Raw genomic sequence first — 24,361 nt, 5'->3', positions numbered from 1 at the left:
TCCTCCCTTGTAAAAGATAAGGCTATTATATGCCCCTTTTGTGAAATTTTCAATGTCCGCAGGGCTCTAACCGGAGCACGGCGGCGGTGATATCATCGGGTCGGCCGGTCTGTTCGGCGCGGGCGCGGGCGGTCTCCACAAGGATCCGGGCCACCTTCTCGGGCGGGTCGCCTGCAGCAGCGGAGAGTTCCAGCTGCTTGGCCACCCAGCCGGGACCGTCCACCAGCAGACCGTCCGAGACCAGTACGGCATAGTCCCCGGCAGCAAGATGCACCACCCGGCTCTGGCCGTTCACGCCGCCCAGAATGCCGATGGGCAGGCTGATATCGCCCACCGGACGGGCGCGGCCCCCGTGCACCAGAAAGCCCGGGGCGGCCCCGGCCTTGAAGATCCGTGCCGTGCCGGTGTAAAGGTCCACGCTGATCAGGTCGAGGGTGGCCCCGCTCTCCTCATCGCTTTTCAGGGTCAGCGCCACATTGACCAGCCGCGCTGCCAGCTCAGCGGTGAAACCGGCTTTCAGCAGGCGGGCAGTGAGCTCGGCGGCAAGGCTGCCGTCCACGGCGGCCGGGCGGCCTGTGCCCATGCCGTCACACAGGATCATCTGGGCAGCGGCCGGGCTGCAGAACTGCTGGACCGCATCCCCGGAGACAGTGCCCTTTGCCGCCGTGCCTGCGCTTCCGAACACGGCCCGGAGGGCGGGCTTTTCGCAGAAGAGCAGGGTGGTCATCCCTTTGCAGGAGAGCACCTGCGGCGGGTCGAAGTCCCGGCGGCAGATGCGCCCGGTCTCCTGCGCCAGCGCGGCCAGCTCGGGGGAGGAGAAGCGGGTGCGGGGCAGGGTGACCGCCGCCCGTGCCCGGCCCAGGTCGTCCAGCGTGACAGCGCATTCCAGCGGCGGCGTGCCCAGGCTGGCAAAAAACGCGGCCACCCGCCCGGATTTGTAGGGCTCCGGGTTTCCGGGGCGGCCCAGCTGCTCACTGAGCACGCTCAGGGCATCGGCCATGGCGCTGTATTGTTCGGTCAGGGCGGTGCGCATGGCCTCGGCGTGGACATGGGCCTCCTTCCGGCTCCGGTAGAGCGCAAAGGAGCGGTTTGCCGCCGCGCAGAGCGCCGCCGGGTGGATGCATCTGGACAGCTGGCCGGGTAGGTCGCTGGTCTGCAGATGGCCCTGCTGTTCCAGAATGGGCCGCAGGGCGTTCATCCCCTCCAGCGTGGCAGTGTATTCCTGCTTCCAGCAGGTCTCCCGCCGCCCGCAGTTGAAGCACAGGCTGTCGTGGGTGTTGTCAATGACCCAGCGGAAGGTGTCGCACCGACGGGGAAACGCATCGTACACAGCGTTCACCGTCTCGGCCAGCGAGGAAAGGCTCTCGGCCACTGCTTCCAGCCGGGTGGCGGCAGCAGAAAGCCGGGGCGGCTCCTCGGGCGGCGCGGGGGCTTCCGGCACCGGTGTCAGCCAATGTTTTGGGAAAAAGGCGGGGGCCGCAAGGCCCAGCCCGGCGCTGAGGAGCAGGGGCAGAGCCGTGCCGGGGGCGGGAACACAGAGCACCCCCAGCACACACCCGCCCGCACAGGCGGCAAGGGTCTCAGCCCGCCGCCCGGGGGCCAGCAGGACCGCTGCTGCCGTGCCGCAGCAAAGCCCCACCGCTGCCGGGGCAAGGGAAGGGTCTGCGGCGCAGAGCGCGGCCCCGGTGAAAGCAGCAAAGGCCAGCGCGGGCTTTTCCTGCCCACGGCAGCAGAGGGCGGCATCCACCATAGCACAGGCCGCTACCCCAAGGCAGAGGGAGCCGAAGCGCAGCCCGCCCAGCGCCGCCGCCACGGCAGAAGCGGCCAGCAGGGTGCCAAAGCCGGGTTTTTCGGGCGGGAAGCGCTGCAGCGCATAGCCGAAGCCACCCGCCAGCAGGGCATCTGCCCCGCAGAAGAATACCAGCGTGAAGCCTGCCCCGCCGGGCCCCAGTGCAAAGCAGGCACCTCCCAGCACCAGCGCCCCGCACCCGGCCAGAAATGCCGGGCGGAGCCTGCCGGGCCAGAGCCATCGGGCGGCCACGGCCGCCCCCACGGCGCAGAGCAGGCAGAGGCTGTCCAGCGAAAATGCCCCGAACCCGTGGAACAGGATGCTCAGCGCAGCTCCGGCTGCGCAGGCGGCAAAGCAGTCCGCAGGCAGGCCCAATGTCAGCCCCAGCCCAAAGGGGAGCAGGGCCCCGTAGAGAACGGCCCAGCCCCCGGCAAGCCCCAGCGCAAAGGCCCCGCCCTGCCGCAGGGCCGGGCGTACCGCCGCCCGGGAGGCCAACGCGGCGGCAACAGGCTGCTTCGGGTGGAGTTTTGTGGTTTCCGGCATGAAAAAATCCCCGCTTTCCGGCGGGGATCTTTTGCAATGTTCTGTTTCCCGCGCCCTTTGCATATACTGTAGCGCGGGCGCGCGGCGTTTTATGGGGCCATGCGGGGAAGCGGCAAAAAATTACCCGTTCAGCTTCTCAATGGCAGCCTTGACACGGGCAAGGGTCGTCTCGCGGCCCATCATGCAGGCAAGGTCGGTGCCGCCGCCGGGGGTGCGCTGCTTGCCGGAAAGGGCAATGCCCAGCGGGTAGAGCAGCCAGCCGTTCTTCTTGCCCAGCTCTTCGGCCTTGGCCTTGCAGGCGTTGAACACGGTGTCGCGGTCAGAGAAGTCCAGGCTCTCGTCGCTCAGCAGGGGCAGCAGGGCTTCCAGTGCCTCCCGGGCGGTCTCCGGGGTGGTCTTCTGCTTCTTGTTGGCGTACAGGCTCACATCGTAGTCGGGCATTGCGTCAAAGAAGTCCAGCTGCTCGGGGATCTCGCCCAGCACCTCACAGCGGGGCTGCAGGTTGGCGCAGAGCAGCTTCTTGTCGATGGGGGTGTGCACAGCCTGATCGATCCAGGGCTCGGCCTTCTTCTGGAACTCCTCGGGGCTCAGGCGGCGGATATACTCCGCGTTGATGGCCCGCAGCTTGAGGGGGTCGAAGATGGCGGGGGACTTGGAGATGCCGTCCGGGCTCCAGATCTTGATGAGCTCTTCCAGGCTGAAGATCTCCTGCTCGGCGTATTCGCCCTTGGGGCTCCAGCCCAGCAGGCAGATGTAGTTCATCACGGCCTCGCTCAGGTAGCCCTTGGCCACCAGATCCTGATAGCTGGCATCACCGTTGCGCTTGGACAGCTTGTTCTGCGCGTCCTTCATCACGGGCGGGCAGTGGATATAGGTGGGGATCTCCCAGCCAAAGGCCTGATACAGCAGGTTGTACTTGGGGGTGGAGGACAGATACTCGCTGCCGCGGATGACATGGGTGATGCCCATCAGGTGGTCGTCCACAACGTTGGCAAAGTTGTAGGTGGGCATTCCGTCGGTCTTGATGAGGATCTGGTCGTCCATCTCGCTGTTCTCGACCTCGATGTGGCCGTAGACCACATCGTCAAAGCCGGTCACGCCCTCCTTGGGGATCTTCTGGCGGATGACGTAGGGCTCACCTGCGGCCAGACGCTGCTTGACCTCCTCCTCGGGCAGGTCGCGGCAGCAGCCGTCGTAGTGGGTCATCTCACCGTTGGCGCGCTGTTCGGCGTGCAGTGCCTCCAGCCGCTCCTCGGTGCAGAAGCAGTAGTAGGCCTTGCCCTCTGCCACCAGCTGCTCGGCATACTGCTTGAACATGCCCATCCGCTCGCTCTGAACGTAGGGGCCCACAGGGCCGCCGATGTCCGGGCCCTCGTCCCACAGCAGGCCGGTCTCCCGCAGGGTGTTGTAGATGACATCCACAGCGCCCTCAACGTAACGGCCCTGGTCGGTGTCCTCAATGCGCAGGATGAAGGTGCCATCCTCGTGCTTGGCCATCAGGTAGGTGTACAGCGCGGTGCGCAGGTTGCCAACATGCATGTAGCCGGTGGGCGAGGGGGCAAAACGGGTGCGGACTTTATTGCTCGGCATAGAAAAACGCTCCTTTTATATTTACAGGCAAAAAATTGCGGATAGCTACCTTTTAGTTTAATCGCTGTGCGCTGTTTTGTCAACGAATCGGCCGCAGATTTGGCAGAATGGGCGTTTGGAAGCAAAAGAAAAATCTTTTTGTCGAAACTGCACGCAATCATTGACGAATGATTGGAAATTTTGTATACTGAGTGGGAGAGATGGCACAATTTTCCTTTGAAGGCTCTGAAGGAGAGATCAGGGCCGGGAGAGAAGGGGAAAATGGCTGTCTGAGGTGTAAATGATAAAGGAGAAGAAAAAACTATGAAGAGTACCGGAATCGTCCGCGGCGTTGACGGCCTGGGCCGTATCGTCCTGCCCAAGGAGCTGCGCACCAGCATGAAGCTGGACAACGATGCCAAGCTGGAGATCTTTGTGGAGGGCGATGAGATCATCCTCAAAAAATACCGCCCCACCGGCAGCTGCGATTTCTGCGGCGAGGTAGACGACAACGCAATCCAGTATGCAGGCTACTGCATCTGCACCTCCTGCCGCAAGAAGATCGGCAACATGAAAAAATAATGCGGAGAAGGAGGGCAGCCCATGAGCCAGATGATCGACTTTACCCTGCCGTCCTGCCAGCCGGGGCGGACGCTCCACGCGTTCCGCTGTGTGCCGGAGGGAGAGGTGCGGGCGGTGCTGCAGCTCTCCCACGGGATGGTGGAGTTCATCGACCGCTATAAGCCGCTGGCCGAGAATCTGGCCGCCCGGGGCATCCTTGTCACCGGCAACGACCACCTGGGCCACGGCGGGTCCATCCGCACCAAAGAGGATTACGGCTACTTCGGCGAACCCGACGGCAACCGCGCCGTGCTGGAGGATCTGCACGCCGTGACGACCCTGACAAAGCAGCTGTATCCCGGCGTGCCCTATTTCCTGCTGGGCCACAGCATGGGCTCGTTCTACGCGCGGCAGTACCTCTGTGAGTGGGGCGATGAGCTGGACGGTGCCATCATCATGGGCACCGGCTACCAGCCCAAAGCGCTGGTGCAGCTGGCCAGGACCATCTGCCGGGTGCTGGCCGTGTTCCATGGCTGGCACTACCGCAGCAAACTGGTGGCCAGACTTTCGTTTCTGGGGTACAACAAGGGGCTGGAGGGCCGCACGGCCCACGACTGGCTCAACCGTGACCCGGTGGAGGTGGACCGCTACCGCGCCGACGAGCGCTGTACCTTTATCTTTACCCTGAACGCCTATTACAGCATGTTCAGCGGCATCCTGCGGCTGTACGACCCGGCTCTTCTGGCCCGGGTGCCCAAGAATCTGCCCCTGCTGTTCCTGGCAGGCGATGCCGACCCGGTGGGCGAACAGGGCGCAGGTGTGAAGCGGGCGGTCAAGAGCCTGCTGGATGCCGGTGTGAAGAACATCGAGGTCAAGCTGTACCCCAGCGCCCGGCATGAGCTGCTGGTGGAGCTGAACCGCGAAGAGGTCTTTGCTGACATTGGTGACTGGCTGGAACGCCGACTGTAAAAACACGAACACGCAAAAACAGAACCGCCGCCCGGAAATTTCCGGGCGGCGGTTCTTTGCACACACGATCAAAAAGAAGAATGGAGGAGAGTTTTTGTCAGAGCATGGGGGATAGGAGCGTTACTCGCCGCGGACGGCTGCGAAGCCTGCCTCCAGATCGGCAATGATGTCATCGATGTGCTCGGTGCCGATGGACAGGCGGATGGTGTTCTGATAGATCTGCTGCTCGGCCAGCTCCTGATCGTTCAGCTGGCTGTGGGTGGTGGAGGCCGGGTGGATGACCAGGCTCTTTACGTCCGCAACGTTTGCCAGCAGGGAGAAGATCTTCAGGTTGTCAATGAACTTGAAGGCTTCCTCGCGGCCACCCTTGATGTTGAAGGTGAAGATGGATGCGCCGCCGTTGGGGAAATACTTCTCGTACAGGGCGTGATCCGGGTGATCGGGCAGAGAGGGGTGGTTGACCTTCTCCACCTGGGGGTGGTTTGCCAGGAATTCGACCACCTTCTTGGTGTTCTCCACATGGCGCTCGATGCGCAGGCTCAGGGTCTCGGTGCCCTGCAGCAGCAGGAATGCATTGAACGGGGAGATGGTGGCACCGGTATCGCGCAGCAGGATGGCGCGGATGTAGGTGACGAAGGCGGCAGGGCCTGCGGCATCGGCGAAGGAAACACCGTGGTAGCTGGGGTTGGGATCGGCGATATTGCCGAACTTGCCGCTGGCCTTCCAGTCAAACTTGCCGCTGTCCACGATGATGCCGCCCAGGGTGGTGCCATGGCCGCCGATGAACTTGGTGGCAGAGTGAACCACGATGTCTGCGCCGTGCTCAATGGGGCGGATCAGGTACGGGGTGCCGAAGGTGTTGTCGATGACCAGCGGCAGGCCGTGCTTGTGGGCAATGGCGGCGATGGCATCAATGTCGGGGATATCGCTGTTGGGGTTGCCCAGCGTCTCCAGATAGACGGCCTTGGTGTTGGGCTGGATGGCGTTCTCCACCTCGGCCAGATCGTGAGCGTTGACAAAGGTGGTGGTCACGCCGAACTGGGTCAGGGTGTGCTCCAGCAGGTTGTAGCTGCCGCCGTAGATGGTCTTTTGTGCCACGATGTGGTCACCGGCCTGTGCCAGCGCCTCGATGGTGTAGGTGATGGCGGCAGCGCCGGAAGCAGTGGCCAGAGCAGCCACGCCGCCCTCCAGAGCAGCGATGCGCTTCTCGAACACATCCTGCGTGGAGTTGGTTAGGCGGCCGTAGATGTTGCCCGCATCGGCCAGACCGAAACGGTCAGCGGCGTGCTGGCTGTTGCGGAACACATAGGAAGTGGTCTGGTAGATGGGCACGGCGCGGGAATCGGTTGCGGGATCGGCCTGCTCCTGGCCAACGTGAAGCTGCAGGGTCTCAAATTTATAGTTAGACATAGTAATTAGCCTCTCTATCTGTACTTAAAGTATAATTCTGACGCATAAAAAATCCCGGTCACTGACACCATTTCAGTGCACCGGGCAAAAATTCGGGTTTAGCGCTTTGGCAGCTTTGCCATCACATTCGCACACACATTCGGTCTGCAGAGGGCAATGCACAGCGCTCGGTCCCATATTCTGCCCGGGTGGTGTACATTCGCCCACAACGGAAGTTCGCGTGGAGCAGGTTTTTCCAGATCAGCGTCATTTTGGTGCCCTCCTTTCAATGGTTTTCCCAATCCTCTACGACCCTGGGGAACTTGGCTTCAATTTCCCACTAGGTTGGTGGATTTGTTGTCTGGATTATATCCCTATTTACCTAGATTGTCAATAGGTTTATTGCAAAAAAGTTGGAAATTTTCCGCAGGGGTCTATTTTGCGAGGTTTTGAAGATCCCGCCCACCATAAACAATACGAACGAGAGTTACGGTACGGGTGCTTTGATCGATCAGGTAGAACAGCAGAAAATTCTCCACGGTAAGCCTGTGCATCCCCATGCTCTGCCACGGTTCCCAGTCCACAACAGGGTACCGCCCGGGCAGGGCATCCAGTGAGCGAGCAGCCTTGCGGATGCGGTTGACCAGTTTTTGGGCGGTAGCTGGCTCTTTGAGCGAAAATGCGACATAGGAGTAGAGATCCCGCAGGTCGTCCAACGCCTGCGGTGCGTAGCGGACCGTATAAACACTGCTCATATTCCGAACTCCTGATACAATGCGGCATCGACTTCATCGGCAGAAAAACTTTTGCTATTTTGCAGAGAGGCGACTCCCTTTTGCAGCTCGGTATCCAACTCGGTACGGCTCATGCCACCCACAGCAGTGGGGGTGGCAGGGGGAAGATGCAGATCGAGCGGGAGCCCCCGGGTCAGGACGATCTGGCGGTAAAGCATCTGGATGGCGCTGGATGGGGTAATGCCCAGTTGAGCAAGGATATCCTCGGCGCTTTCTTTCAGGTTGGTATCAATGCGGACATAGACGGCGGCGGTGTTAGCCATAACGATCACACTCCTTTTTTACAGTATAACGCAGATTGCTTGCGAATGCAATCGGTTGCAAGCAAAAATAAATGCGGTGTTTTGCGTTGACGGGAAAACGGGGATGCTGTATACTAAGTCTATTCTTTATTCTTGTAAAGGAGGGCGGGCAGATGAGCATTGGGCCAAGTATGCCGCTGCGGCTGGAAAAGCCGGAGGGCATCGACCTTGCACAAGCGGCGCGGTACTTCGGGGCCCGGGGCGGCGCGGACGCGGCTACCCAGGCACTGCTGGAAAAATGCGCCGTGCCGCTGCTGGCGGCAGCCACGCCCCGGGCAGTCTGGCTGGAGGCCGACCCCGACAGCCTGACAGCGGCGGGCATTCTGGCGGGGGAAGATGTGGCAAAGCATCTGGAAGGCTGCACCGCCGCCCTGCTGCTGGCTGTAACGCTTGGCCCCGGTGTGGATGCCCAGATCCGCCGGGCTGGTGTGGGCGATATCGCCGCCGGTGTGGCATCGGATGCGCTGGGCTCCGCACTGGCCGAACAGGCTGCGGAGGCCGCTGAGGCTGAGCTGCGCCAGTGGGCCGCCCGGCAGGGAAAGTATCTGACGGGGCGCTATTCCCCGGGCTACGGGGACTGGCCCCTTGCCGTGCAGCCGCTGTTGGCAGCCGCGCTGGACACCGCCCGCCGCGCCGGGCTCTGTGTCACGGAAAACAACCTGATGACCCCCCGCAAGAGCATCACGGCCATTCTGGGGGTCAGCGATCACCCGGTCCGGGGTCATCTGGCGGGGTGCGGGCACTGCGTGCTCCGCACCCGGTGCGAATATAGAAAGAGGGGGATCACCTGTGCAAGCGAATGAACTGTTTGACCGGCCCAATACCATCCTGCTGGATGGCGGCATGGGCACCATGCTGCAGGCAGCGGGCCTGAAACTGGGGGCCCGCCCCGAGGAGCTGAACATCACCGATCCGGCGCTCATCGAGAGCATCCATGCCCGGTATGCCGCCGCAGGCAGCCGCATCATCAATGCCAATACCTTTGGCGCTTCCGCCCACAAGCTGGCGGGCAGCGAGTACACGCTGGAGGAGATCATTGCGGCGGGCATTGCCAACTGCAAACGGGCCTGTGCCCCTTACGGTGCACTGGCCGCGCTGGATGTGGGGCCGCTGGGGGAGCTGCTGGAACCCAACGGCACCCTTGCGTTTGAGGATGCCGTGGCAGAGTATGGCCGCATCGTCCGGGCAGGCGTGGCCGCCGGGGCTGACCTCGTGTTCCTTGAGACCTTTACCGATCTGTATGAGCTGAAGGCCGCCCTGCTGGCCGTCAAGGAGAACAGCAGCCTGCCCGTGCTGGCCAGCATGAGCTTTGAAGCGGGCGGCCGCACCTTTACCGGCTGCACGGTCGAGAGCTTTGCCGCCACCGCCCGGGGTTTGGGGGCCGATGCCGTGGGCATCAACTGCTCTCTTGGCCCCAAGGAGATCTTCCCCATGGCAAAGCGGCTGACCGAGGCCCTGCCCGGCAGCTTCCCGGTGTTCGTCAAGCCCAACGCGGGCCTGCCCCGCGCCGATGGCTCGGGCTACGATATCACCCCGCAGCTCTACGCCATGCAGATGAAGCCCTACCGGGAACTGGGCCTGTTTGCTGCAGGCGGCTGCTGCGGTACCACCCCGGAGTTCATCCAGCTGCTGAACGGCGTGTTTGCCGATTGCAGGCCGGGCCGCCCCGACCACCCCATGAAGTCGGTGGTATGCAGCCCCATGGACTGCGTGGATGTGGACGGCATCACGGTGGTGGGTGAGCGCATCAATCCCACCGGCAAAAAGCGGTTCCAGCAGGCCCTGCGGGAAGGGGATATGAACTATGTGCTGGAACAGGCCGTGAGCCAGACCGAGGCCGGGGCCCAGATCCTGGATGTGAACGTGGGTGCGCCCGGTGTGGATGAGCCTGCCCTGATGGAGCAGGTGGTCAAGGCCCTGCAGAGCGTGGTCAGCCTGCCGTTGCAGCTGGATTCCTCCCATGCCGAGGCGCTGGAACGGGGCCTGCGGGTCTACAACGGCAAGCCCATCGTCAACTCGGTGAACGGCGAGGCGGAAAAGCTGAACACCATTCTGCCCCTGTGCAAAAAGTACGGCGCGGCGGTGGTCGGCCTTGCCATTGATGAGCGGGGCATCCTGCCCAAAGCCGAGGACCGCGTGGCCATTGCCCGCCGCATCCGGGACGCGGCACTGGCGGCAGGCATCCCGCAGGAGGACATCTACATCGACTGCCTGACCCTGACGGCCAGCGCCCAGCAGGAGGATGTGCTTGCCACGGTGCAGGCCCTTCACGCCTGCAAGGAGGAGCTGGGGGTGCGCACCATTCTGGGCGTGTCCAACATCAGCTTTGGTCTGCCCTGCCGCTCCTACCTGAACACCACCTTCCTCACCATGGCCATGTATGCCGGGCTTGACCTTGCCATTATGAACCCCTCCAGCGAGGAGATGATGGCGGCGGTCTACGCTTACAACGTTCTGACCAACCGGGACCGGCAGAGCACGAAGTACATTGAGCGGTATGCCAACCGGGTGCCCGCTTCTGCCGCACTGGTGCAGGCCGTGCAGAATGCCCAGACCGCCCCGGCAGCAGGCGAAACACCGGAGGCCGCCGGCCCCTATGCCCCCTTGATGAAGGCGGTGGAAAAGGGTCTGAAGGGCGAGGCAGCTGCCCGCACCCGGGCGCTGCTGGAGGAAAAGGAGCCGCTGGAGCTGGTGGACGAAGCCCTCATTCCGGCGCTGGATATCGTGGGCGCAAAGTATGAAAAGGGCACCCTCTTCCTGCCGCAGCTGCTGCAGGCGGCCACCGCCGCGCAGGGAGCCTTTGAGGAGATCAAGACCGCCATTGCCCAAAAGGGCGAGGGCAGCGCCAGCAAGGGACGCATCGTCATTGCCACTGTCAAGGGCGATGTCCACGACATCGGCAAGAACATCGTCCGGGTCATCCTGGAGAATTATGGCTTTGAGGTCATCGACCTGGGCCGTGACGTGCCGGTGGAAACGGTCGTGAACACCGTCCGGGAGAAGGATGTGCATCTGGTGGGCCTTTCCGCCCTGATGACCACCACCCTCAAGAGCATGGAGGAGACCATCCGGGCCCTGCACGATGCCAAGCTGGACTGTAAGATCATGGTTGGCGGAGCTGTGCTGACCCCCGAATATGCAAAAAAGATCGGTGCCGACTGGTACGCCAAGGATGCCAAGCAGAGTGCCGATATTGCCAAGGAGTTCTTTGGCGTATAAGTTGGGATATTAAGAGAAAACGACCCTCTCCGTATTGCATTGCAATTCCCGGAGAGGGTTGTTTTTTGGTTTACTTTTTGATCCAGTTGTCCACTGCGCTCACCAGAGCCCTGCCCCGGCGGCCCAGGAGCTTGGGCAGGAGCATCCGGGCCATGGCCCAGACACCTGCAAAGTTGAACAGGATGATGGCGGCGGTCAGGAGGCCTGTCCACAGGCCGTAGAGCGGAGGTTCGGCCAGCAGGAGCAGGGCCTCGCCCGCCAGCACGCCGAAGTTCAGCGCCACCCGGCCCGGGTGGATGGACATGCCGATCATGTTATGGGCATCCAGCGCGCGCAGCACAAACACGATGCCCAGACCGAAGAAGGAAGCCACCGTTGCGCCGATGGGCCCCCACCACTTGATGAAGAAGTAGTTCATAATGCAGTTGCTCACGGCACCGGCCAACATGGTCCACAGGCTGTGGGTGGACTTTTTGTTGACAACGTATGCGCTGTTGAGGAACTGGTTGAAGCAGCTGCAGGTGGAAGCCAGCGTCAGGAAGGGCACAAAGTGCCAGGCGTAGTAGTAGTTGGCCTTCATCACGTGCATGACCGGACGGCAGAGCCAGATGATGCCTGCCGCACAGCAGAACAGCACCGAGGAATAGGTGCGGAAGATCTTGGTAAAGAACCGGGCACGGCCCTCTTCCTCAGTCACGGCGGAGAGCTGCCAGGCATCGTAGAAGATCAAGCCCAGCGTGGTCAGGATGGTGGGCAGGAAGTAGCCGGTGGAAAGCAGGCCGCTCCAAGCGTCACCACTGTGGCCGTCCAGCCCACCGCACATCTCGCGCACGAAGAACAGGTCCGATGCGTTGATGACCCAGAAGCTGATCTGGGCCGGGATCATGGGCAGGGAAAAGCGGAGCATCTGCTGCCAGAGATCCCGGTTCAGACCCTTGAGCTCCACATAGTTCCACAGCCTGCCGGTGATGCAGAGGAAGAGCACGCTGACCAGGTCACCGCTGATGATGGCCAGCAGGTAACCGTTGGCACCCCAGTGGAAGCCTACAAGGTAGAGCACATAGAACATCAGGGTGGCAAAGGTGCACAGGATGCCGTCCACGGCCACCAGCTTGTTCCACTGGCGGCTGCGCACGAACTGGGTGCAGAGGGTGCGCAGGCAGCTCATCAGGACGTAGATGTAGATGAGGAAGCCGTACTGCGCCATATCGGGCAGGAACTGCGCCACAGGCCAGCAGAGGATCAGGATGCCGAAGCCCCCCAGAATGGTCAGCAGGCCGTTGGTGAACACCTGCTTTTCGCTGTTGCCCTTGTCCAGGCCAAAGCGGATGATGGCGTTGGACATGCCCATTGAGACAAAGGGGATGAGCAGGTTTGCATACTGGCTCAGGATCTTCGCCAGGCCCAGATCGGCGATCTCGGCCATGGCGTAGGTCAGGAACGGCTGCACCAAAAGGGTCAGCAGCTTAGACGAAAAGCTCGAAATGGCAAAGATAATGGTGTTTCCGGCCAGCTTTGAATATTTATCGCCGCCGGAGGTCTTTTTTTCACTTTCCAAGGGTCGAACCCCTCCTGTTGATTTTTATCACAAGGTTTATTTCAATAAAGCCCGCCGTTCTTTCCAGTCCGGCAGCAGCTTTTCCACCTCGGCCCAGAAGGCCGGGCTGTGGTTAGGCTGCAGGAAGTGGCAGTACTCGTGCACCACCACATAGATCTGTGCGGCGGGCGGCATATTGTAGAGTTGCAATGCAAAGGTGATCTGCCGCCGTTTCATGTAGCACACGCCCCACCTGCTGGTCATGTCCCGCACCTTGATGGTGGGTTTCTGCCCGCCCAGAACCCCGGCAAAGGCTGGGTAGACCTTGTCGCTCATGGCGGTAAAACAGGCCAGTGCCTCCGCCTGGGAGGGCAGGGGCTGGTCATCCCGGGCGTTCCGCCGCAGCTGGCGGGAGACCGCCTCCCGGATCCACTGGGCCTGCTCTGTCACAAAGGCATCGGCAAAGCCCATCGTGTAGGTCCACGGGATGCTCACGGCCACGGTGCCGTCCCGCCGGATGTGCAGGTTGAGCCGCTTGACCTTTTTGCGGGTCAGCTCATAGGGAATGCCTGCGGCGGTGCGCCGGGTCACTTCCGGCTTGCGCTGCGGCATTTCAGCCAGTCCTCCACGGGCAGCTGGGCCAGAACCACCGCTGCAAAGATGAGGGTGCAGCCAAAGACCTCCCGCATGGAAAGGCTCTGGTGGAGCAGCAGCCAGCCGCCCAGTGCGCTGAACACGCTTTCCAGACACATGATAAGGCTTGCAATGGCGGGGTTTACGTCCCGCTGGCCCAGGATCTGCAGGGTGTAGGCCACGCCGCTGGACATTACGCCGCAGTAGGCCAGCGGGAGCCAGTTGGCCCCGAACTCGGCCAGGGTGGGGTTCTCGAACAGGAGGGCGGCAGCGGTGCTCTCTACGGCCACCACAAAGAACTGCAGCAGGCTCAGGCGGACACCGTCTACCTGTGGGGCAAAGTGGTCCACCGTTATAATCTGAAAGCTGAACAGCACAGCGCAGGAAAGCAGGATCCAATCGCTGGCCTCAATGCCGCCAAAGCCGTTTTTCATGCAGAGCAGATAGAGCCCGCCCACGGCGATGACCATACTCAGCCAGAGCCGGGCACTGCCCCGCCGCCCCAGAAACAGCCCGAATACCGGCACCAGCACCACATACATGGCGGTCAGGAAACCGGCCTTGGCCGTGGAAGGGTTGAGCGTGATGCCAATCTGCTGGGCAGCGGAAGCCGCAAACAGCAAAGTGCCGCAGCAAAGCCCCGCCGTCAGCAGATGTCTGCGGTCGGCAGGGGCTTTGGGCCAGCCATAGGCTGCGCCGTGCCTGCGGTGGAGGGCATCGAAGGCGCGGACGGTGGGCAGCAGCACCAGCACCGCCAGCCAGCTGCGCCCGGCCAGAAAAGAATAAGCCCCCATGCCGGAGCCTGCGCTCTGGGCCACGAACGCCGTGCCCCAGATAAAGGCGCAGAGCATCAGCATGAGAGAGTGTTTTGTTTGTGTGTTCATTTTAGCCGATGCCCTCCACTTTCATCAGACCGTAGAGGTAGTAACGGCTGGAATCGTAGGAAATGGTAACGCGGTAGCTTGCATTGGGGTCAAGGTTGTCGATGTCGCAGTGGTAGTTCTGGCCGTCGGCGGTGAAATAGAAGGTGGTGTTGTCCACATACTGCGCGCCGCCGTCCACCTTTTTCCAGAGGGAGACCTTGAACTTCTGGGCACCGCCGTCGGTGGTGCCGCAGCCGTAAATGCTCAGCAGGCCGCTGGGCACGGTGAAGTATTCGGTCTTGCGGCTCCAGATGCCGTTGAACACGATATTCAGCGCCCCGTTGGCCCGGGCTGTGGCGTATTTGGCCGTGGTATCGGCAATGCCATCGAGCATCAGCGGGTCAGAGCTGAGCACGGCCCACTGGGTGGTGTCGTCCTCCTGCACCTCGTTGGAAGATCCGAACACCTTTTGAGCAATGCTCTTGCAGCCGGTCAGGACGACAACGGCCAGCACAGCTGCCAGCGCAAAGGCAAGGATTCGTTTTGTTTTACTCATGTTTTTCTATCCTCAAAAACAGCAGGTGAAAAATGCGATATTTTTGCATGATACCATAGTATACCGCATTTTTTTCCTGCTTACAAGGGATTTTCTGTGTCTTAGCCGTCCAATGCCGTCAGAGCGGCACGTTCGGCGGCGGCAAGGCCGCTTTCGTCGGAGCGGAACAGGGAGCCATAGCGGTAGAGCGCCCAGCCCCCGGCACCGGCGCTGCGCAGGTCGGTCACCTGCCGGGCCAGCGCGCTGCCGGTGCACCACTGGCTGACGCTGTCGGCGTTGGCTCCACCGTCTCCCACACCGACCCGGTAGGCTCCCAGCCCGAAATAGAGGGCCGTGTTCTCTGCCCGGGGCAGGGCCAGCCACTCGGCGGTGATGTTCTCAAAGGCAAAGCGGGTGCTGCCGGAGGAGAGGGTATAGCCGTAGCCCCAGTAGATCTGGGGGCAGAGGTAATCCACAACGGCATCCGCACCGGAGGCCGTCAGCCAGACGGAGAGATCGGTGTACTGCTCGTTTCGGTCGTTGTCTGGGTTGCCCTGGGGACTGACCCCGAACCGCAGGGTCGGGTCGGCGGCCTTGACGGCATCGTGGGCGGCTTTGACCAGCCGGGTCACGTTGGCCCGCCGCCATGCAGTCAGGTCAACTTCCCCGCTGGCTGCAAACTGCGCCGCATCAATGGAAGGATCGGTGGTGGGGTAGAAGTAGTCGTCAAAGTGGATGCCGTCCACGGCGTAATTCTGCACCAGCTCTGCCACGCCCTGTACCACATAGTCGGCAGCCTCCGGAATGGCGGGGTTCAGGTAGGCCCCCTCGTTCACGGTGCAGACCCACTCCGGGTGGGCGTTCAGCAGGCTGTTCTCTGCAATAGCAGGGGGCATGGAAGCCGAGCTCCTGAGCCGGTAGGGGTTGACCCAGGCCTCCAGCGAAAGCCCCCGGGCGTGGGCCTCGGTCAGCAGCACGTCCAGCGGGTCAAAGCCCGGGTCCTGCCCCTGCACGCCGGTGCACAGGTGGCTCCACGGGAAGAGGCTGCTCCGGTAAAGCGCATCCCCGAAGGGCCGCACCTGCGCAATGACGGTGTTCAGCCCAAGGGACAGGCAGTTGTCCATCAGCGCGGCGGCATCGGCCCGGAACGCGGCTTCTGAGGAAAAGTCCATCTCTGCAAATTCGAGATAGCTCACCCACACCGCCCGCCACTCGCCGCTGGGCAGGGCGGGGTTGGGGGCAGCCTGTGGCGATGGCGCAGGCTCCGCGTTGTTTCCTGCCGGGATAGAACGCAGCAGATAATACGTCAGGGCGGCAGATACAGAGCCGCCCAGTCCGATCAGGAAGGCGCGGCGGCCAACCCGGCGCTTGCGGTGCCGGTTCCGCCGCCGCTGGGTCATGCGTCTTCCTCCTGCATCTTGTACAGGCTCAGTGCCGCCCAGCCCCGGGCGCAGGCCAGCAGCACCCAGAGCAGATTGGCCCAGAAGCTCAGGCCTGCCATGCCGCCGTAGACCGTGAGCAGGACAAAGAGCAGGTGGAACGCCTCAGCGGCACCCACCAGCTGCAGCTGGCGCTGGATGGGCCTGCCCTTCTGGTACTCCAGTGCCAGCAGGGCGGGCCAGACCAGTGCGGAGAATAAGTAGGCTGCCCAGCCGTTCAGCACATAGCTGAGCATGAGCAGGACAAAGATCAGGAAATAGCTGCGCTTGTCCTTGGGGTCAGAGCCCTTTTCAGCGGCCAGAAACAGGATGGTGATGCCGGTGATGCAGAACGCGACCATCTCCAGAAAAGAAAAATCCATGCCGCCCAGCACGGCAAAGCCGTTGAGCATGGATGCCGCCGCTGCGCACAGCAGGAAGAAATACCAGGTCTTATGGGTGAATTTGAGCTTCATAGGGGAAGTCCTCCAGCAAAATTTGGATTGTTTCAAATATTATAACACAATTTTCCGCAGGTTGTGTTACAATAAGGAAAACATGATTCAAAATCTGCGGAGGGACCCATGAACGTTGTATTCTCACTCATCCTGCTGGCGGCCGCCCTGGGCTGCATCGTTTTTCTGCTCACCCGGCGGGAAAACGCCCGCCGCAGCCAGTATGGCCCCAGCGGCCTTTCCGAATTCCGCACTGACCTGCCGCTGGACGACTGCTTCGACCGGCTGGACCAGCACAGCCCGGACGACGAGTTCGCCTACGAGTGCCGCCGTGAGAACGATGGCGGTTTCCTGCTCCATCTGACTCTGCACCAGCCAACCCAGCAGCCGCTGGACACCCTGTATACCCTCCGGCTTGACCCCGGGCGGCAGACCATCGCCACCCTGATCTTCATCCGGGAGGCCTTTGGCTACAAGGAGCCGCTTTTTCCGCAGGAGATGCTGGACAAGTTCATGCAGCAGAAGCTGGAAGCCCACCGCACAAAATAATTTTGCCCGAAACGCTTTTCATTTCGCGCGTTTTTTGTTATACTTACTTGTGCGCCCGGCAAACCGGGCAATGGGGGCTAGTAGCTCAGTTGGTCAGAGCTGGCGGCTCATAACCGCTTGGTCCCGGGTTCAAGTCCTGGCTGGCCCACCAAAAAAGCACGAGATTTCGGTCTCGTGCTTTTCTTTTGCGGCAGATCCTGCTTTCTGCCGCAAATTGCATCAGATCCCGCCGTTTGCTCAATGAGTATTTCCCGCCGTCCCGTTATACTGGGAGGGAAATGGAATGAAACGATGGAGGAACAGACCATGAAATACGGTGTCATCGATGTGGGTGGCGGCCTGCGGGGCATTTACGGCGCTGGCGTGCTGGACCGCTGCCTGGAGGAGGACCTCCGCTTCGATCTCTGCATCGGCGTTTCGGCGGGCAGCGCCAATATGACATCCTATCTGGCAGGCCAGCATGGGCGGAACAAGCCCTTTTATGATGAATACTCCTTCCGCAGGGAGTACATGAGCGTGCACAACCTCATCCACAAGCACTCCTATCTCGATCTGGGCTATGTCTACGGCACCCTCAGCAATGCAGGCGGCGAGAATCCGCTGGATTACGCGGCGCTTGCCCGCAGCCCGGCAGAGCTCTGCGTGGTGGCCGCTAATGCACAGAACGGCGAGGCGCAGTATTTCACCAAGGCAGACCTCCACCCGGACGACTACCGCGTCCTCATGGCATCCTGCTGCATCCCGGTCATCGACCAGCCCTGCGTCATCGACGGCGTGCCTTATTTTGATGGCGGCCTGGCCGACCCCGTCCCGCTGGAATGGGCCTTTGCCCACGGCTGCGACCGGGTGGCTCTCATCCTGACCAAGCCCATGGGGCTGGTGAGGAGTGATGCCCTGGACGAGCATCTGGCACACCTGCTGCAGTCGCATTACCCCGCTGCAGCCGAGGGGCTGCGCCGCCGGGCATGGCGGTACAACACGGCTGTCCAGCGGGCGCGGGAGCTGGAGCGGCAGGGCCTTGTCTGCATCATCGCCCCGGACAGCACCGAGGGAATGTCCACCCTGACCAAGAACCGCGCCGGCCTTGAAAAAATGTACGCCAAAGGCAAACAGGATGCCGAAGCGCTGGTGCGGTGGATGCAAAACACCAAACAAGATGAATCGGTGGGCACCTGGAGATGAAACCCGTTCACTTCCCTTGACAATATCCGCCTCGGACATAATATACGCCCCGGACATTATAATATGATATGTACATACAGACAAAGGAGCCTGGAGCGGTATTGCTCTGGGCTTTTTTGCTTTGGAACAGAAAAATCGGATTTTTTGCAAAAAACACTTGCAAAGAGAGAATTCTTGTGGTAAAATAATTGAGCTGTGATTGTGCTGCTATAGCTCAGTTGGTAGAGCGCATCCTTGGTAAGGATGAGGTCTCCAGTTCGAATCTGGATAGCAGCTCCAGCTCAAACCGCCTTGATGGGAAACCGTCAGGGCGGTTTTTTGCATCCATCGCTCTGCCGTCTGCAGCAGCGCAAGCCTGGCAGCCCCAGTCAGGGGAGCTGGCACGGAGCGCCTGAGAGGTCCATCAAACAACAAAGCCGCAGGCCTGTTGAGGGCTTGCGGCTTTGCTGTTATGGGAAAGAGGTAAAAGTGTCTGTAAAATGTCGGTTTAAATCAGAAGTCGACCTCAGTGTCGTAGTAGCAGCACTTGAGCAGCTTCTCCATCTCCTCCTGGCTGGGCTGGCGGGGGTTGGAGCCGGTGCAGGCATCGCCGATGGCGTTCTTTGCGATCTCGGGCAGACGCTCCAGGAACACTTCCTCGGGAACAAAGCCCTGCTCGGTGGGGTAGGAATCGGGGCCGTAGTTCTTGATGCAGTGGGGGATGTTCAGCGCATCGTTCATGCCGCGCAGGTACTCGATGAGCAGCTTGACCTTCTCGTCGTCGTTGGAACCGCCCAGCTTCATCTCGTCGGCGATGACACCATAGCGCTTCTTGGCCTCGGGGTCCTTGGCGTTGAAGGCGATGACCTTGGGCAGATATATGGCGTTGGCAGCACCGTGGATGATGTGTGCGCCGTAGTCGGCAAAGGCAGCACCGGTCTTGTGTGCCATGGAGTGGACGATGCCCAGCAGCGCATTGGAGAACGCCATACCGGCCAGGCACTGTGCGTTGTGCATGGAATCACGCTTGGACATATCGCCGTTGTAGCTGTCCACCAGATCGCCCTGGATCATCCGGATGGCGAAGATGGCCAGCGGGTCGGTGTAGTCGCAGTGGGCGGTGGAAACGTAAGCCTCGATGGCGTGGGTCATTGCATCCATACCGGTGTGGGCAACCAGCTTCTTGGGCATGGTCTCGGCCAGATCGGGATCGACGATGGCGACATCGGGGGTGATCTCAAAGTCAGCGATGGGGTACTTGATGCCCTTCTGATAATCGGTGATGATGGAGAAGGCGGTCACCTCAGTGGCGGTGCCGGAGGTGGAAGAGATGGCGCAGAAGTGGGCCTTGCGGCGGAGCGGCGGAATGCCGAACACCTTGCACATCTCCTCAAAGGTGATCTCAGGGTACTCGTACTTGATCCACATGGCCTTTGCGGCATCAATGGGGGAGCCGCCGCCCATGGCAATGATCCAGTCGGGCTCAAACTTCAGCATGGCCTCTGCGCCGCGCATGACGGTCTCAACAGAGGGATCGGGCTCGATGCCCTCAAACAGCTCCACTTCCATGCCGGCTTCCTTCAGGTAGCCAACAGCGCGGTCAAGGAAGCCGAACCGCTTCATGGAGCCGCCGCCGACACAGATCATGGCCTTTTTGCCGGTAAAGGACTTCAGGGCTTCCAGAGCACCCTTGCCGTGGTACAGATCGCGGGGAAGAGTAAAACGAGCCATGGGAAATACCTCCGATTCAATCAAAACTCTCTAGTCTGTGGATATTTGACACAAAAATAACCAACTCTCTTACACAAAGTGTACTGCAAACCATCCAAAAGTTCAATTGCCGGAATGTGGAAAAATCAGACCCAATTTTGGGCATTTCGCTGGAAAGGGAGGGCTTCCCGGCCGGAGAAACCGGGAAAATGGCAAACAAAAAACCACCTGAAGCTCTAAGACTTCAAGTGGTTTTTCAATGGAGCTGCTATCCAGATTCGAACTGGAGACCTCATCCTTACCAAGGATGCGCTCTACCAACTGAGCTATAGCAGCAAATGGCGACCCGGATCGGGCTCGAACCGACGACCCCCAGCGTGACAGGCTGGTGCTCTAACCAACTGAGCTACCGGGCCATGATCGCTCAAGTTCGTGCGGCGTTTACCGCCGGAACGTGCCTTATTATACCGGAAGATAGGCGGCTTGTCAAGCGGAAAAAACAAAAAAGCCGCAAAAAAGATGAAAAAGGCGGACTTCCTCAGTCTGCTCACTGCATTCGCAGCCAGCTCCTTCCATGAGGGAGCCTCTTTGCAGGGGCACAAAGGCCCCATCCCAGAGGGGGCTGGCATCGCGCAGCGATGACTGGGGGAGTATGTTTACGCAAAAACAAAACCTCCGGAACGGCTGCTCCGGAGGTTTGTGGCAGGGGTAGTAAGTCTCGAACTCACGGCACGCGGTTTTGGAGACCGCTGCTCTACCAACTGAGCTATACCCCTAAATCTATGCTGCATTCGCTGAATGCCTGCTTATTATATAAGATTTGGCGCAAAATGTCAAGCATAAATTTTCAGGTCTTGGTGTTGCAGCCGCAGCAGCCGTCCTTGGCGGCGGGCAGGCTCTGGGCCAGCTGCTCCAGAGTGACGCTGTCGATGTACTGGTTGATGACCTCGTCCAGCCCGGCCCAGAACGGCAGGGTGAAGCACTGCTCGGACATGGGGCACTCGTTGGTCTCGCTGCCAAGGCAGGGGATGGGGGCCACGCTGCCCTCAATGGCGCGCAGGATCTCACCGGCGGTGTAGTCGGCGGGGGCCTTGGTCAGCCGGTAGCCGCCCTGGCTGCCGCGCTCACTTTTCACAAGCCCCACCCGGGCCAGCGGGGTGACGATCTGTTCCAGATATTTCAGGCTCAGGTTCTGCCGCTCGCTGATCTCTTTCAGGGAGACGGTGGTGCCCGGTGCGTAGCGGGCCAGCTCGGCCATCAGCCGCAGGGCGTAGCGGCTCTTTGTGGAAAATTTCATGGTCTACTCTCCTTGTTTCTCCCCTTAGTATACCACGCGGTGCAGGTTTTGCAAAGCGAAAACGCCGGTTTCTCTTGCCGAAACAAAAAACGTCTGTTATCATATAATAGAGAAATTATTGGAACTTGGAGATGAGACAATGGTAGAGAAGATCACTCCGGCCGAAGCCATCCGCCTGCTGGATGCAGGCAAGGCGCAGGCCGTGGATGTCCGGGAGCCGGACGAATTTGCCGTGGGGCATATCCCCGGCGCAAAGCTGCTGCCCCTGGGTGACGTGCTGACCCGTGCGGAGGAGGTCATGCCGGACAAAAATGCCCAGTGGCTGATCTACTGCCGCACCGGCCGCCGCAGTGCCGATGCCGCACAGAAGCTGGAAGCGCAGGGCTACACCAACCTGCGTGATCTCGGCGGCATCCTGAGCTGGCCGTATGAGATCGAGGGCGATTTTGAGGGGCATTTTTAAAAGAAGCTCCCCCAGTCTGCTTCGCAGACAGCCCCCTCTGAGATGGGGCCTGTCCGTGCGGTAAGCCTCCCTCCTAGAGGAAGGTGGCAGCGCACAGCGATAACGGAGGGAGTTTTGTGCAAAAGAAAGGATGTGCACTTATGGCGTTCGACCCGAAAAAGTTTGCCGGAGCCCATTGCGGCTGCCGGTATCAGCAGGACTACCGCCCCACGCTGGGCCGGGACGGCAAAAAGGAATCCGGTACGCTGGAGGTCATCAAATTCTATTATGATGGTGCCATCCGCTTTGAGCAGCACTGCTACGGCGAGGCGGCGACCTTTGTGTTCGGCGTGTGGGCTTCCGGCATGGATGCCGACGGCACCTTGCACTGGGCCCTGCCGGATAAGCGCAAGAGTTATTATGATGAGGAGTACCTGCCCAAAAAGCTGGACCGGGTGGACGAAGCGGGCAATCTGTACTTCGATGGCGGCACCTTCCCCTGGAAGCTGGCCGATGATTTTGCCGAGGACAAACGCTGGGGCTACCCCAAATGGAAGGTGGTTCTGGGAAAGCTGGCCGGAAAAGGGCGCTGAATCTGCCCGGATTGTTACGGATTGATGAATTTCCAGTATTCCTATTGACATGCTAGGGAATGATATGGTATAACATTCCCGTTAAAAGGTATCATAGGCCCGGACGTTCGGTCCGGAAATGCAAAAACGATTTGTCGTTTGCCAGAAAGGATCAATCCCATGGAAACTATGGAGAAAGTGGTTTATCTCGACAATGCTGCCACGACTGCCTGTGCCCCGGAGGTGCTGGCAGTGATGACCCAGGCCCTGAGCGGTGCCTGCGGCAACCCCAGCAGCCATTACAGCGTCGGCTATGAGGCCAAAGAGTTTGTGGACACCGGCCGCGCACAGGTGGCCAAGGCCATCAATGCTTCCCCGGCAGAGATCTTCTTCACCGGCTGCGGCTCTGAGGCCGACAACTGGGCCGTGAAGGGCACTGCCTTCACCAAGGCACGCCAGAACAAGAAGCACCTCATCACCAGCGCCTTTGAGCACCACGCCATCATGCACAGCATGGCGGCTCTGGAGCGCATGGGCTTTGAGGTCACTTATATCAAGCCCACCCCGGAAGGTTATATCCGCCCGGAGGATGTGGAGGCGGCCATCCGTCCCGATACCGCGCTGGTCAGCATTATGATGGCCAACAATGAGATCGGCACCATCCAGCCCATCAAGGAGATCGCGGAGATCGCCCACAAGCACGGCGTGTGGATGCACACCGATGCGGTGCAGGCCGTTGGCACCATTCCGGTGGATGTCAAGGAGCTGGGCGTGGATATGCTGTCCATGAGCGCCCATAAGTTCAATGGCCCCAAGGGCATGGGCGCACTGTACTGCCGCAAGGGCATCTGGCCCCAGAACCTGATTGACGGCGGCAGCCAGGAGGCCCGCCACCGCGCCGGCACCGAGAACGTGGCCGGTATCGCCGGTATGGGCAAGGCACTGGAAATGGCCGTCGCCCATCTGGATGAGCGGATGGCCCACGAGAAAGAGCTGCGTGATTACGTCATTGACCGCGTGCTCAAGAACATCCCGGAGGCTCGCCTGAACGGCGGCCTGGAGCACCGCCTGCCTGGCAATGCGAACATCAGCTTCCCCGGCCTGGAGGGCGAGACCATTCTGCTGGATCTGGATATGCACCACATCTGCGCATCCACTGGCTCTGCCTGCAACTCCGACAGCCTGGACCCCAGCCATGTTCTGCTGAGCATCGGCGTGCCGGAGGAGATCGGCCACGGTTCCATGCGGTTCACCTTTGGCCCGCAGAATACCATGGAGGAAGCAAAATATCTGTGCGACGTGCTGGAGGAGGTCATTCCCCGCCGCCGTGCTATGAGTTGTATGTGGCTGCAGGGCCAGAACACCGCCCGCCAGTTCAGCCTGAAGGGAGAAAACTAAGATGGCAAGTATGTATAGCGCAAAGGTCATGGAGCATTTCGCAAACCCGCACAATGTCGGCGAGATCCCCGATGCAAACGGCGTGGGTGAGGTCGGCAACCCCAAGTGCGGCGATATCATGCGCATGTACCTGAAGATCGAGAACAACGTGATCGTTGATGTCAAGTTCCTGACCTTTGGCTGCGGTGCCGCCATTGCCACCAGCAGCATGGCCACCGACCTCATCAAGGGCAAGACCATTGACGAGGCCCTGAAGCTGACCAACAAGGCCGTTGTGGAAGCTCTGGAAGGTCTGCCCCCCATCAAAGTGCACTGCTCCGTTCTGGCAGAGCAGGCCGTGAAGGCTGCCCTGTCTGACTACTACCGCCGTCAGGGCATCGATCCGGAACCCATCGTGGGCAAGCTGGAAGAAGACTGTGACCATTGCAGCGGTGAGAGCTGCGGGGTCTGAGCAGGATCGGCAGAATCATAAAAAGGGGGTGGTTCCCGGTAGCAGAGTTCCCATAAAACAGTATTTGCAAAAGCTCCCGAAATGGGGAAGATTTGGCGTGACTTCGGTCACGCCTTTTCTTTTGCTTCCAGTTCATCCAGAGGGATGTACCCCAGCCCATCGTACTTGATATGGATGTGCTGCACCCGCTTTCCGCTGGACTTAT

Annotated in this window: 24 protein-coding genes and 5 tRNA genes; 12 read left to right on the top strand and 17 right to left on the bottom strand. The window is 60.7% G+C overall.

Annotated elements, in window-relative coordinates; translation table 11 throughout:
- Positions 1–49: 49 nt before the first annotated feature.
- Both P0G09_RS11930 and gltX read right to left on the bottom strand, forming a co-directional pair.
- Positions 50–2,332, bottom strand: coding sequence for a SpoIIE family protein phosphatase (locus P0G09_RS11930; RefSeq protein WP_275252776.1), 2,283 nt, complete (start codon positions 2,330–2,332; stop codon positions 50–52).
- A gap of 120 nt (positions 2,333–2,452) precedes the next feature.
- Positions 2,453–3,922, bottom strand: coding sequence for a glutamate--tRNA ligase (gene gltX / locus P0G09_RS11925; RefSeq protein ID WP_097773209.1), 1,470 nt, complete (start codon positions 3,920–3,922; stop codon positions 2,453–2,455).
- A 303-nt stretch (positions 3,923–4,225) separates the two neighbouring features.
- Between gltX and P0G09_RS11920 the strand changes: the two genes are divergently transcribed.
- Positions 4,226–4,483, top strand: a complete 258-nt coding sequence (locus P0G09_RS11920) for an AbrB/MazE/SpoVT family DNA-binding domain-containing protein (protein WP_005934583.1) — start codon at positions 4,226–4,228, stop codon at positions 4,481–4,483.
- 21 nt (positions 4,484–4,504) lie between these two features.
- Complete coding sequence (locus tag P0G09_RS11915; RefSeq protein WP_275252775.1) at positions 4,505–5,431, top strand: alpha/beta fold hydrolase; 927 nt, start codon at positions 4,505–4,507, stop codon at positions 5,429–5,431.
- Between the two features lie 120 nt (positions 5,432–5,551).
- On the opposite strand, the gene P0G09_RS11910 is transcribed toward P0G09_RS11915, so the two are convergent.
- From P0G09_RS11910 to P0G09_RS11895, 4 genes are all read right to left on the bottom strand, one after another.
- Entirely contained in the window at positions 5,552–6,841 is a 1,290-nt protein-coding gene (locus P0G09_RS11910) for an O-acetylhomoserine aminocarboxypropyltransferase/cysteine synthase family protein (RefSeq protein WP_005934580.1), read from the bottom strand.
- A gap of 121 nt (positions 6,842–6,962) precedes the next feature.
- A complete protein-coding gene (locus P0G09_RS11905) occupies positions 6,963–7,091 on the bottom strand; it encodes a hypothetical protein (protein WP_255536615.1) in 129 nt (42 codons plus the stop codon).
- Positions 7,092–7,254: 163 nt separating this feature from the next.
- Complete coding sequence (locus P0G09_RS11900) at positions 7,255–7,575, bottom strand: type II toxin-antitoxin system RelE/ParE family toxin (protein WP_275252774.1); 321 nt, start codon at positions 7,573–7,575, stop codon at positions 7,255–7,257.
- Positions 7,572–7,877 carry a type II toxin-antitoxin system RelB/DinJ family antitoxin gene (locus P0G09_RS11895; protein ID WP_275252773.1) on the bottom strand — a complete coding sequence of 102 codons (306 nt, stop codon included), beginning with the start codon at positions 7,875–7,877 and terminating at the stop codon, positions 7,572–7,574. Before P0G09_RS11895 ends, P0G09_RS11900 begins: the two co-directional genes overlap by 4 nt.
- 152 nt (positions 7,878–8,029) lie before the next feature.
- On the opposite strand from P0G09_RS11895, the gene P0G09_RS11890 reads away from it, so the two are divergent.
- Entirely contained in the window at positions 8,030–8,719 is a 690-nt protein-coding gene (locus P0G09_RS11890) for a vitamin B12 dependent-methionine synthase activation domain-containing protein (protein ID WP_098924220.1), read from the top strand.
- A complete protein-coding gene (locus P0G09_RS11885; RefSeq protein ID WP_275252772.1) occupies positions 8,706–11,135 on the top strand; it encodes a homocysteine S-methyltransferase family protein in 2,430 nt (809 codons plus the stop codon). The genes P0G09_RS11890 and P0G09_RS11885 overlap by 14 nt, the downstream gene beginning before the upstream one ends.
- A gap of 70 nt (positions 11,136–11,205) precedes the next feature.
- On the opposite strand, the gene P0G09_RS11880 is transcribed toward P0G09_RS11885, so the two are convergent.
- The 6 genes from P0G09_RS11880 to P0G09_RS11855 all read right to left on the bottom strand — a co-directional run bounded on the left by P0G09_RS11880 (position 11,206) and on the right by P0G09_RS11855 (position 16,597).
- On the bottom strand, positions 11,206–12,693 hold the full coding sequence (locus P0G09_RS11880) for a lipopolysaccharide biosynthesis protein (protein ID WP_253494799.1): 1,488 nt from the start codon (positions 12,691–12,693) through the stop codon (positions 11,206–11,208).
- 36 nt (positions 12,694–12,729) lie between these two features.
- A complete protein-coding gene (locus P0G09_RS11875; RefSeq protein WP_275252771.1) occupies positions 12,730–13,284 on the bottom strand; it encodes a M48 family metallopeptidase in 555 nt (184 codons plus the stop codon).
- Positions 13,260–14,189 (bottom strand): DMT family transporter, encoded by a 930-nt coding sequence (locus P0G09_RS11870; protein ID WP_275252770.1) that lies wholly within the window; start codon positions 14,187–14,189, stop codon positions 13,260–13,262. The genes P0G09_RS11875 and P0G09_RS11870 overlap by 25 nt, the downstream gene beginning before the upstream one ends.
- Before the next feature lies 1 nt (position 14,190).
- Complete coding sequence (locus tag P0G09_RS11865; protein ID WP_156074903.1) at positions 14,191–14,724, bottom strand: hypothetical protein; 534 nt, start codon at positions 14,722–14,724, stop codon at positions 14,191–14,193.
- Between the two features lie 101 nt (positions 14,725–14,825).
- Positions 14,826–16,103: a family 10 glycosylhydrolase gene (locus tag P0G09_RS11860; protein ID WP_275252769.1), complete on the bottom strand. Its 1,278-nt coding sequence runs from the start codon at positions 16,101–16,103 to the stop codon at positions 14,826–14,828.
- A complete protein-coding gene (locus P0G09_RS11855) occupies positions 16,100–16,597 on the bottom strand; it encodes a hypothetical protein (protein ID WP_005934562.1) in 498 nt (165 codons plus the stop codon). Before P0G09_RS11855 ends, P0G09_RS11860 begins: the two co-directional genes overlap by 4 nt.
- A gap of 108 nt (positions 16,598–16,705) precedes the next feature.
- Between P0G09_RS11855 and P0G09_RS11850 the strand changes: the two genes are divergently transcribed.
- The 4 genes from P0G09_RS11850 to P0G09_RS11835 all read left to right on the top strand — a co-directional run bounded on the left by P0G09_RS11850 (position 16,706) and on the right by P0G09_RS11835 (position 18,586).
- On the top strand, positions 16,706–17,125 hold the full coding sequence (locus P0G09_RS11850) for a hypothetical protein (protein ID WP_005934560.1): 420 nt from the start codon (positions 16,706–16,708) through the stop codon (positions 17,123–17,125).
- Between the two features lie 74 nt (positions 17,126–17,199).
- Positions 17,200–17,276: transfer RNA gene (locus P0G09_RS11845), tRNA-Ile, on the top strand.
- A gap of 155 nt (positions 17,277–17,431) precedes the next feature.
- On the top strand, positions 17,432–18,307 hold the full coding sequence (locus P0G09_RS11840) for a patatin family protein (protein WP_342760532.1): 876 nt from the start codon (positions 17,432–17,434) through the stop codon (positions 18,305–18,307).
- A gap of 203 nt (positions 18,308–18,510) precedes the next feature.
- A tRNA-Thr gene (locus P0G09_RS11835) sits at positions 18,511–18,586 on the top strand.
- Between the two features lie 213 nt (positions 18,587–18,799).
- On the opposite strand, the gene P0G09_RS11830 is transcribed toward P0G09_RS11835, so the two are convergent.
- The 5 genes from P0G09_RS11830 to P0G09_RS11810 all read right to left on the bottom strand — a co-directional run bounded on the left by P0G09_RS11830 (position 18,800) and on the right by P0G09_RS11810 (position 21,293).
- On the bottom strand, positions 18,800–20,017 hold the full coding sequence (locus tag P0G09_RS11830) for an iron-containing alcohol dehydrogenase (protein ID WP_275252767.1): 1,218 nt from the start codon (positions 20,015–20,017) through the stop codon (positions 18,800–18,802).
- A gap of 239 nt (positions 20,018–20,256) precedes the next feature.
- Positions 20,257–20,332: transfer RNA gene (locus tag P0G09_RS11825), tRNA-Thr, on the bottom strand.
- Between the two features lie 3 nt (positions 20,333–20,335).
- Positions 20,336–20,412, bottom strand: a tRNA-Asp gene (locus tag P0G09_RS11820).
- Positions 20,413–20,696: 284 nt separating this feature from the next.
- Positions 20,697–20,772 (bottom strand) — tRNA-Trp (locus P0G09_RS11815).
- A gap of 71 nt (positions 20,773–20,843) precedes the next feature.
- Entirely contained in the window at positions 20,844–21,293 is a 450-nt protein-coding gene (locus P0G09_RS11810) for an Rrf2 family transcriptional regulator (RefSeq protein ID WP_005934524.1), read from the bottom strand.
- A 139-nt stretch (positions 21,294–21,432) separates the two neighbouring features.
- Here P0G09_RS11810 and P0G09_RS11805 point away from each other — a divergent pair, with 139 nt between their 5' ends.
- From P0G09_RS11805 to nifU, 4 genes are all read left to right on the top strand, one after another.
- Positions 21,433–21,756, top strand: a complete 324-nt coding sequence (locus tag P0G09_RS11805; protein ID WP_275252766.1) for a rhodanese-like domain-containing protein — start codon at positions 21,433–21,435, stop codon at positions 21,754–21,756.
- A 140-nt stretch (positions 21,757–21,896) separates the two neighbouring features.
- Entirely contained in the window at positions 21,897–22,328 is a 432-nt protein-coding gene (locus P0G09_RS11800) for a hypothetical protein (protein WP_227622248.1), read from the top strand.
- 159 nt (positions 22,329–22,487) lie between these two features.
- Positions 22,488–23,705: a cysteine desulfurase family protein gene (locus P0G09_RS11795; protein WP_156058579.1), complete on the top strand. Its 1,218-nt coding sequence runs from the start codon at positions 22,488–22,490 to the stop codon at positions 23,703–23,705.
- A 1-nt stretch (position 23,706) separates the two neighbouring features.
- Complete coding sequence (gene nifU, locus P0G09_RS11790) at positions 23,707–24,156, top strand: Fe-S cluster assembly scaffold protein NifU (protein ID WP_156076315.1); 450 nt, start codon at positions 23,707–23,709, stop codon at positions 24,154–24,156.
- Positions 24,157–24,361 lie beyond the last annotated feature (205 nt).

The organism is Faecalibacterium sp. DFI.5.82, assembly GCF_029076575.1.
Lineage (GTDB): Bacteria > Bacillota > Clostridia > Oscillospirales > Ruminococcaceae > Faecalibacterium > Faecalibacterium duncaniae.
This window is presented reverse-complemented; position numbering and strand designations above follow the sequence as displayed.

Coding starts and splice junctions, on each gene's coding strand:
- P0G09_RS11930 (WP_275252776.1), bottom strand. CDS start 2,332: ATGCCGGAAACCACAAAACTCCACCCGAAGCAGCCTGTTGCCGCCGCG.
- gltX (WP_097773209.1), bottom strand. CDS start 3,922: ATGCCGAGCAATAAAGTCCGCACCCGTTTTGCCCCCTCGCCCACCGGC.
- P0G09_RS11920 (WP_005934583.1), top strand. CDS start 4,226: ATGAAGAGTACCGGAATCGTCCGCGGCGTTGACGGCCTGGGCCGTATC.
- P0G09_RS11915 (WP_275252775.1), top strand. CDS start 4,505: ATGAGCCAGATGATCGACTTTACCCTGCCGTCCTGCCAGCCGGGGCGG.
- P0G09_RS11910 (WP_005934580.1), bottom strand. CDS start 6,841: ATGTCTAACTATAAATTTGAGACCCTGCAGCTTCACGTTGGCCAGGAG.
- P0G09_RS11905 (WP_255536615.1), bottom strand. CDS start 7,091: ATGACGCTGATCTGGAAAAACCTGCTCCACGCGAACTTCCGTTGTGGG.
- P0G09_RS11900 (WP_275252774.1), bottom strand. CDS start 7,575: ATGAGCAGTGTTTATACGGTCCGCTACGCACCGCAGGCGTTGGACGAC.
- P0G09_RS11895 (WP_275252773.1), bottom strand. CDS start 7,877: ATGGCTAACACCGCCGCCGTCTATGTCCGCATTGATACCAACCTGAAA.
- P0G09_RS11890 (WP_098924220.1), top strand. CDS start 8,030: ATGAGCATTGGGCCAAGTATGCCGCTGCGGCTGGAAAAGCCGGAGGGC.
- P0G09_RS11875 (WP_275252771.1), bottom strand. CDS start 13,284: ATGCCGCAGCGCAAGCCGGAAGTGACCCGGCGCACCGCCGCAGGCATT.
- P0G09_RS11870 (WP_275252770.1), bottom strand. CDS start 14,189: ATGAACACACAAACAAAACACTCTCTCATGCTGATGCTCTGCGCCTTT.
- P0G09_RS11865 (WP_156074903.1), bottom strand. CDS start 14,724: ATGAGTAAAACAAAACGAATCCTTGCCTTTGCGCTGGCAGCTGTGCTG.
- P0G09_RS11860 (WP_275252769.1), bottom strand. CDS start 16,103: ATGACCCAGCGGCGGCGGAACCGGCACCGCAAGCGCCGGGTTGGCCGC.
- P0G09_RS11855 (WP_005934562.1), bottom strand. CDS start 16,597: ATGAAGCTCAAATTCACCCATAAGACCTGGTATTTCTTCCTGCTGTGC.
- P0G09_RS11850 (WP_005934560.1), top strand. CDS start 16,706: ATGAACGTTGTATTCTCACTCATCCTGCTGGCGGCCGCCCTGGGCTGC.
- P0G09_RS11840 (WP_342760532.1), top strand. CDS start 17,432: ATGAAATACGGTGTCATCGATGTGGGTGGCGGCCTGCGGGGCATTTAC.
- P0G09_RS11830 (WP_275252767.1), bottom strand. CDS start 20,017: ATGGCTCGTTTTACTCTTCCCCGCGATCTGTACCACGGCAAGGGTGCT.
- P0G09_RS11810 (WP_005934524.1), bottom strand. CDS start 21,293: ATGAAATTTTCCACAAAGAGCCGCTACGCCCTGCGGCTGATGGCCGAG.
- P0G09_RS11805 (WP_275252766.1), top strand. CDS start 21,433: ATGGTAGAGAAGATCACTCCGGCCGAAGCCATCCGCCTGCTGGATGCA.
- P0G09_RS11800 (WP_227622248.1), top strand. CDS start 21,897: ATGGCGTTCGACCCGAAAAAGTTTGCCGGAGCCCATTGCGGCTGCCGG.
- P0G09_RS11795 (WP_156058579.1), top strand. CDS start 22,488: ATGGAAACTATGGAGAAAGTGGTTTATCTCGACAATGCTGCCACGACT.
- nifU (WP_156076315.1), top strand. CDS start 23,707: ATGGCAAGTATGTATAGCGCAAAGGTCATGGAGCATTTCGCAAACCCG.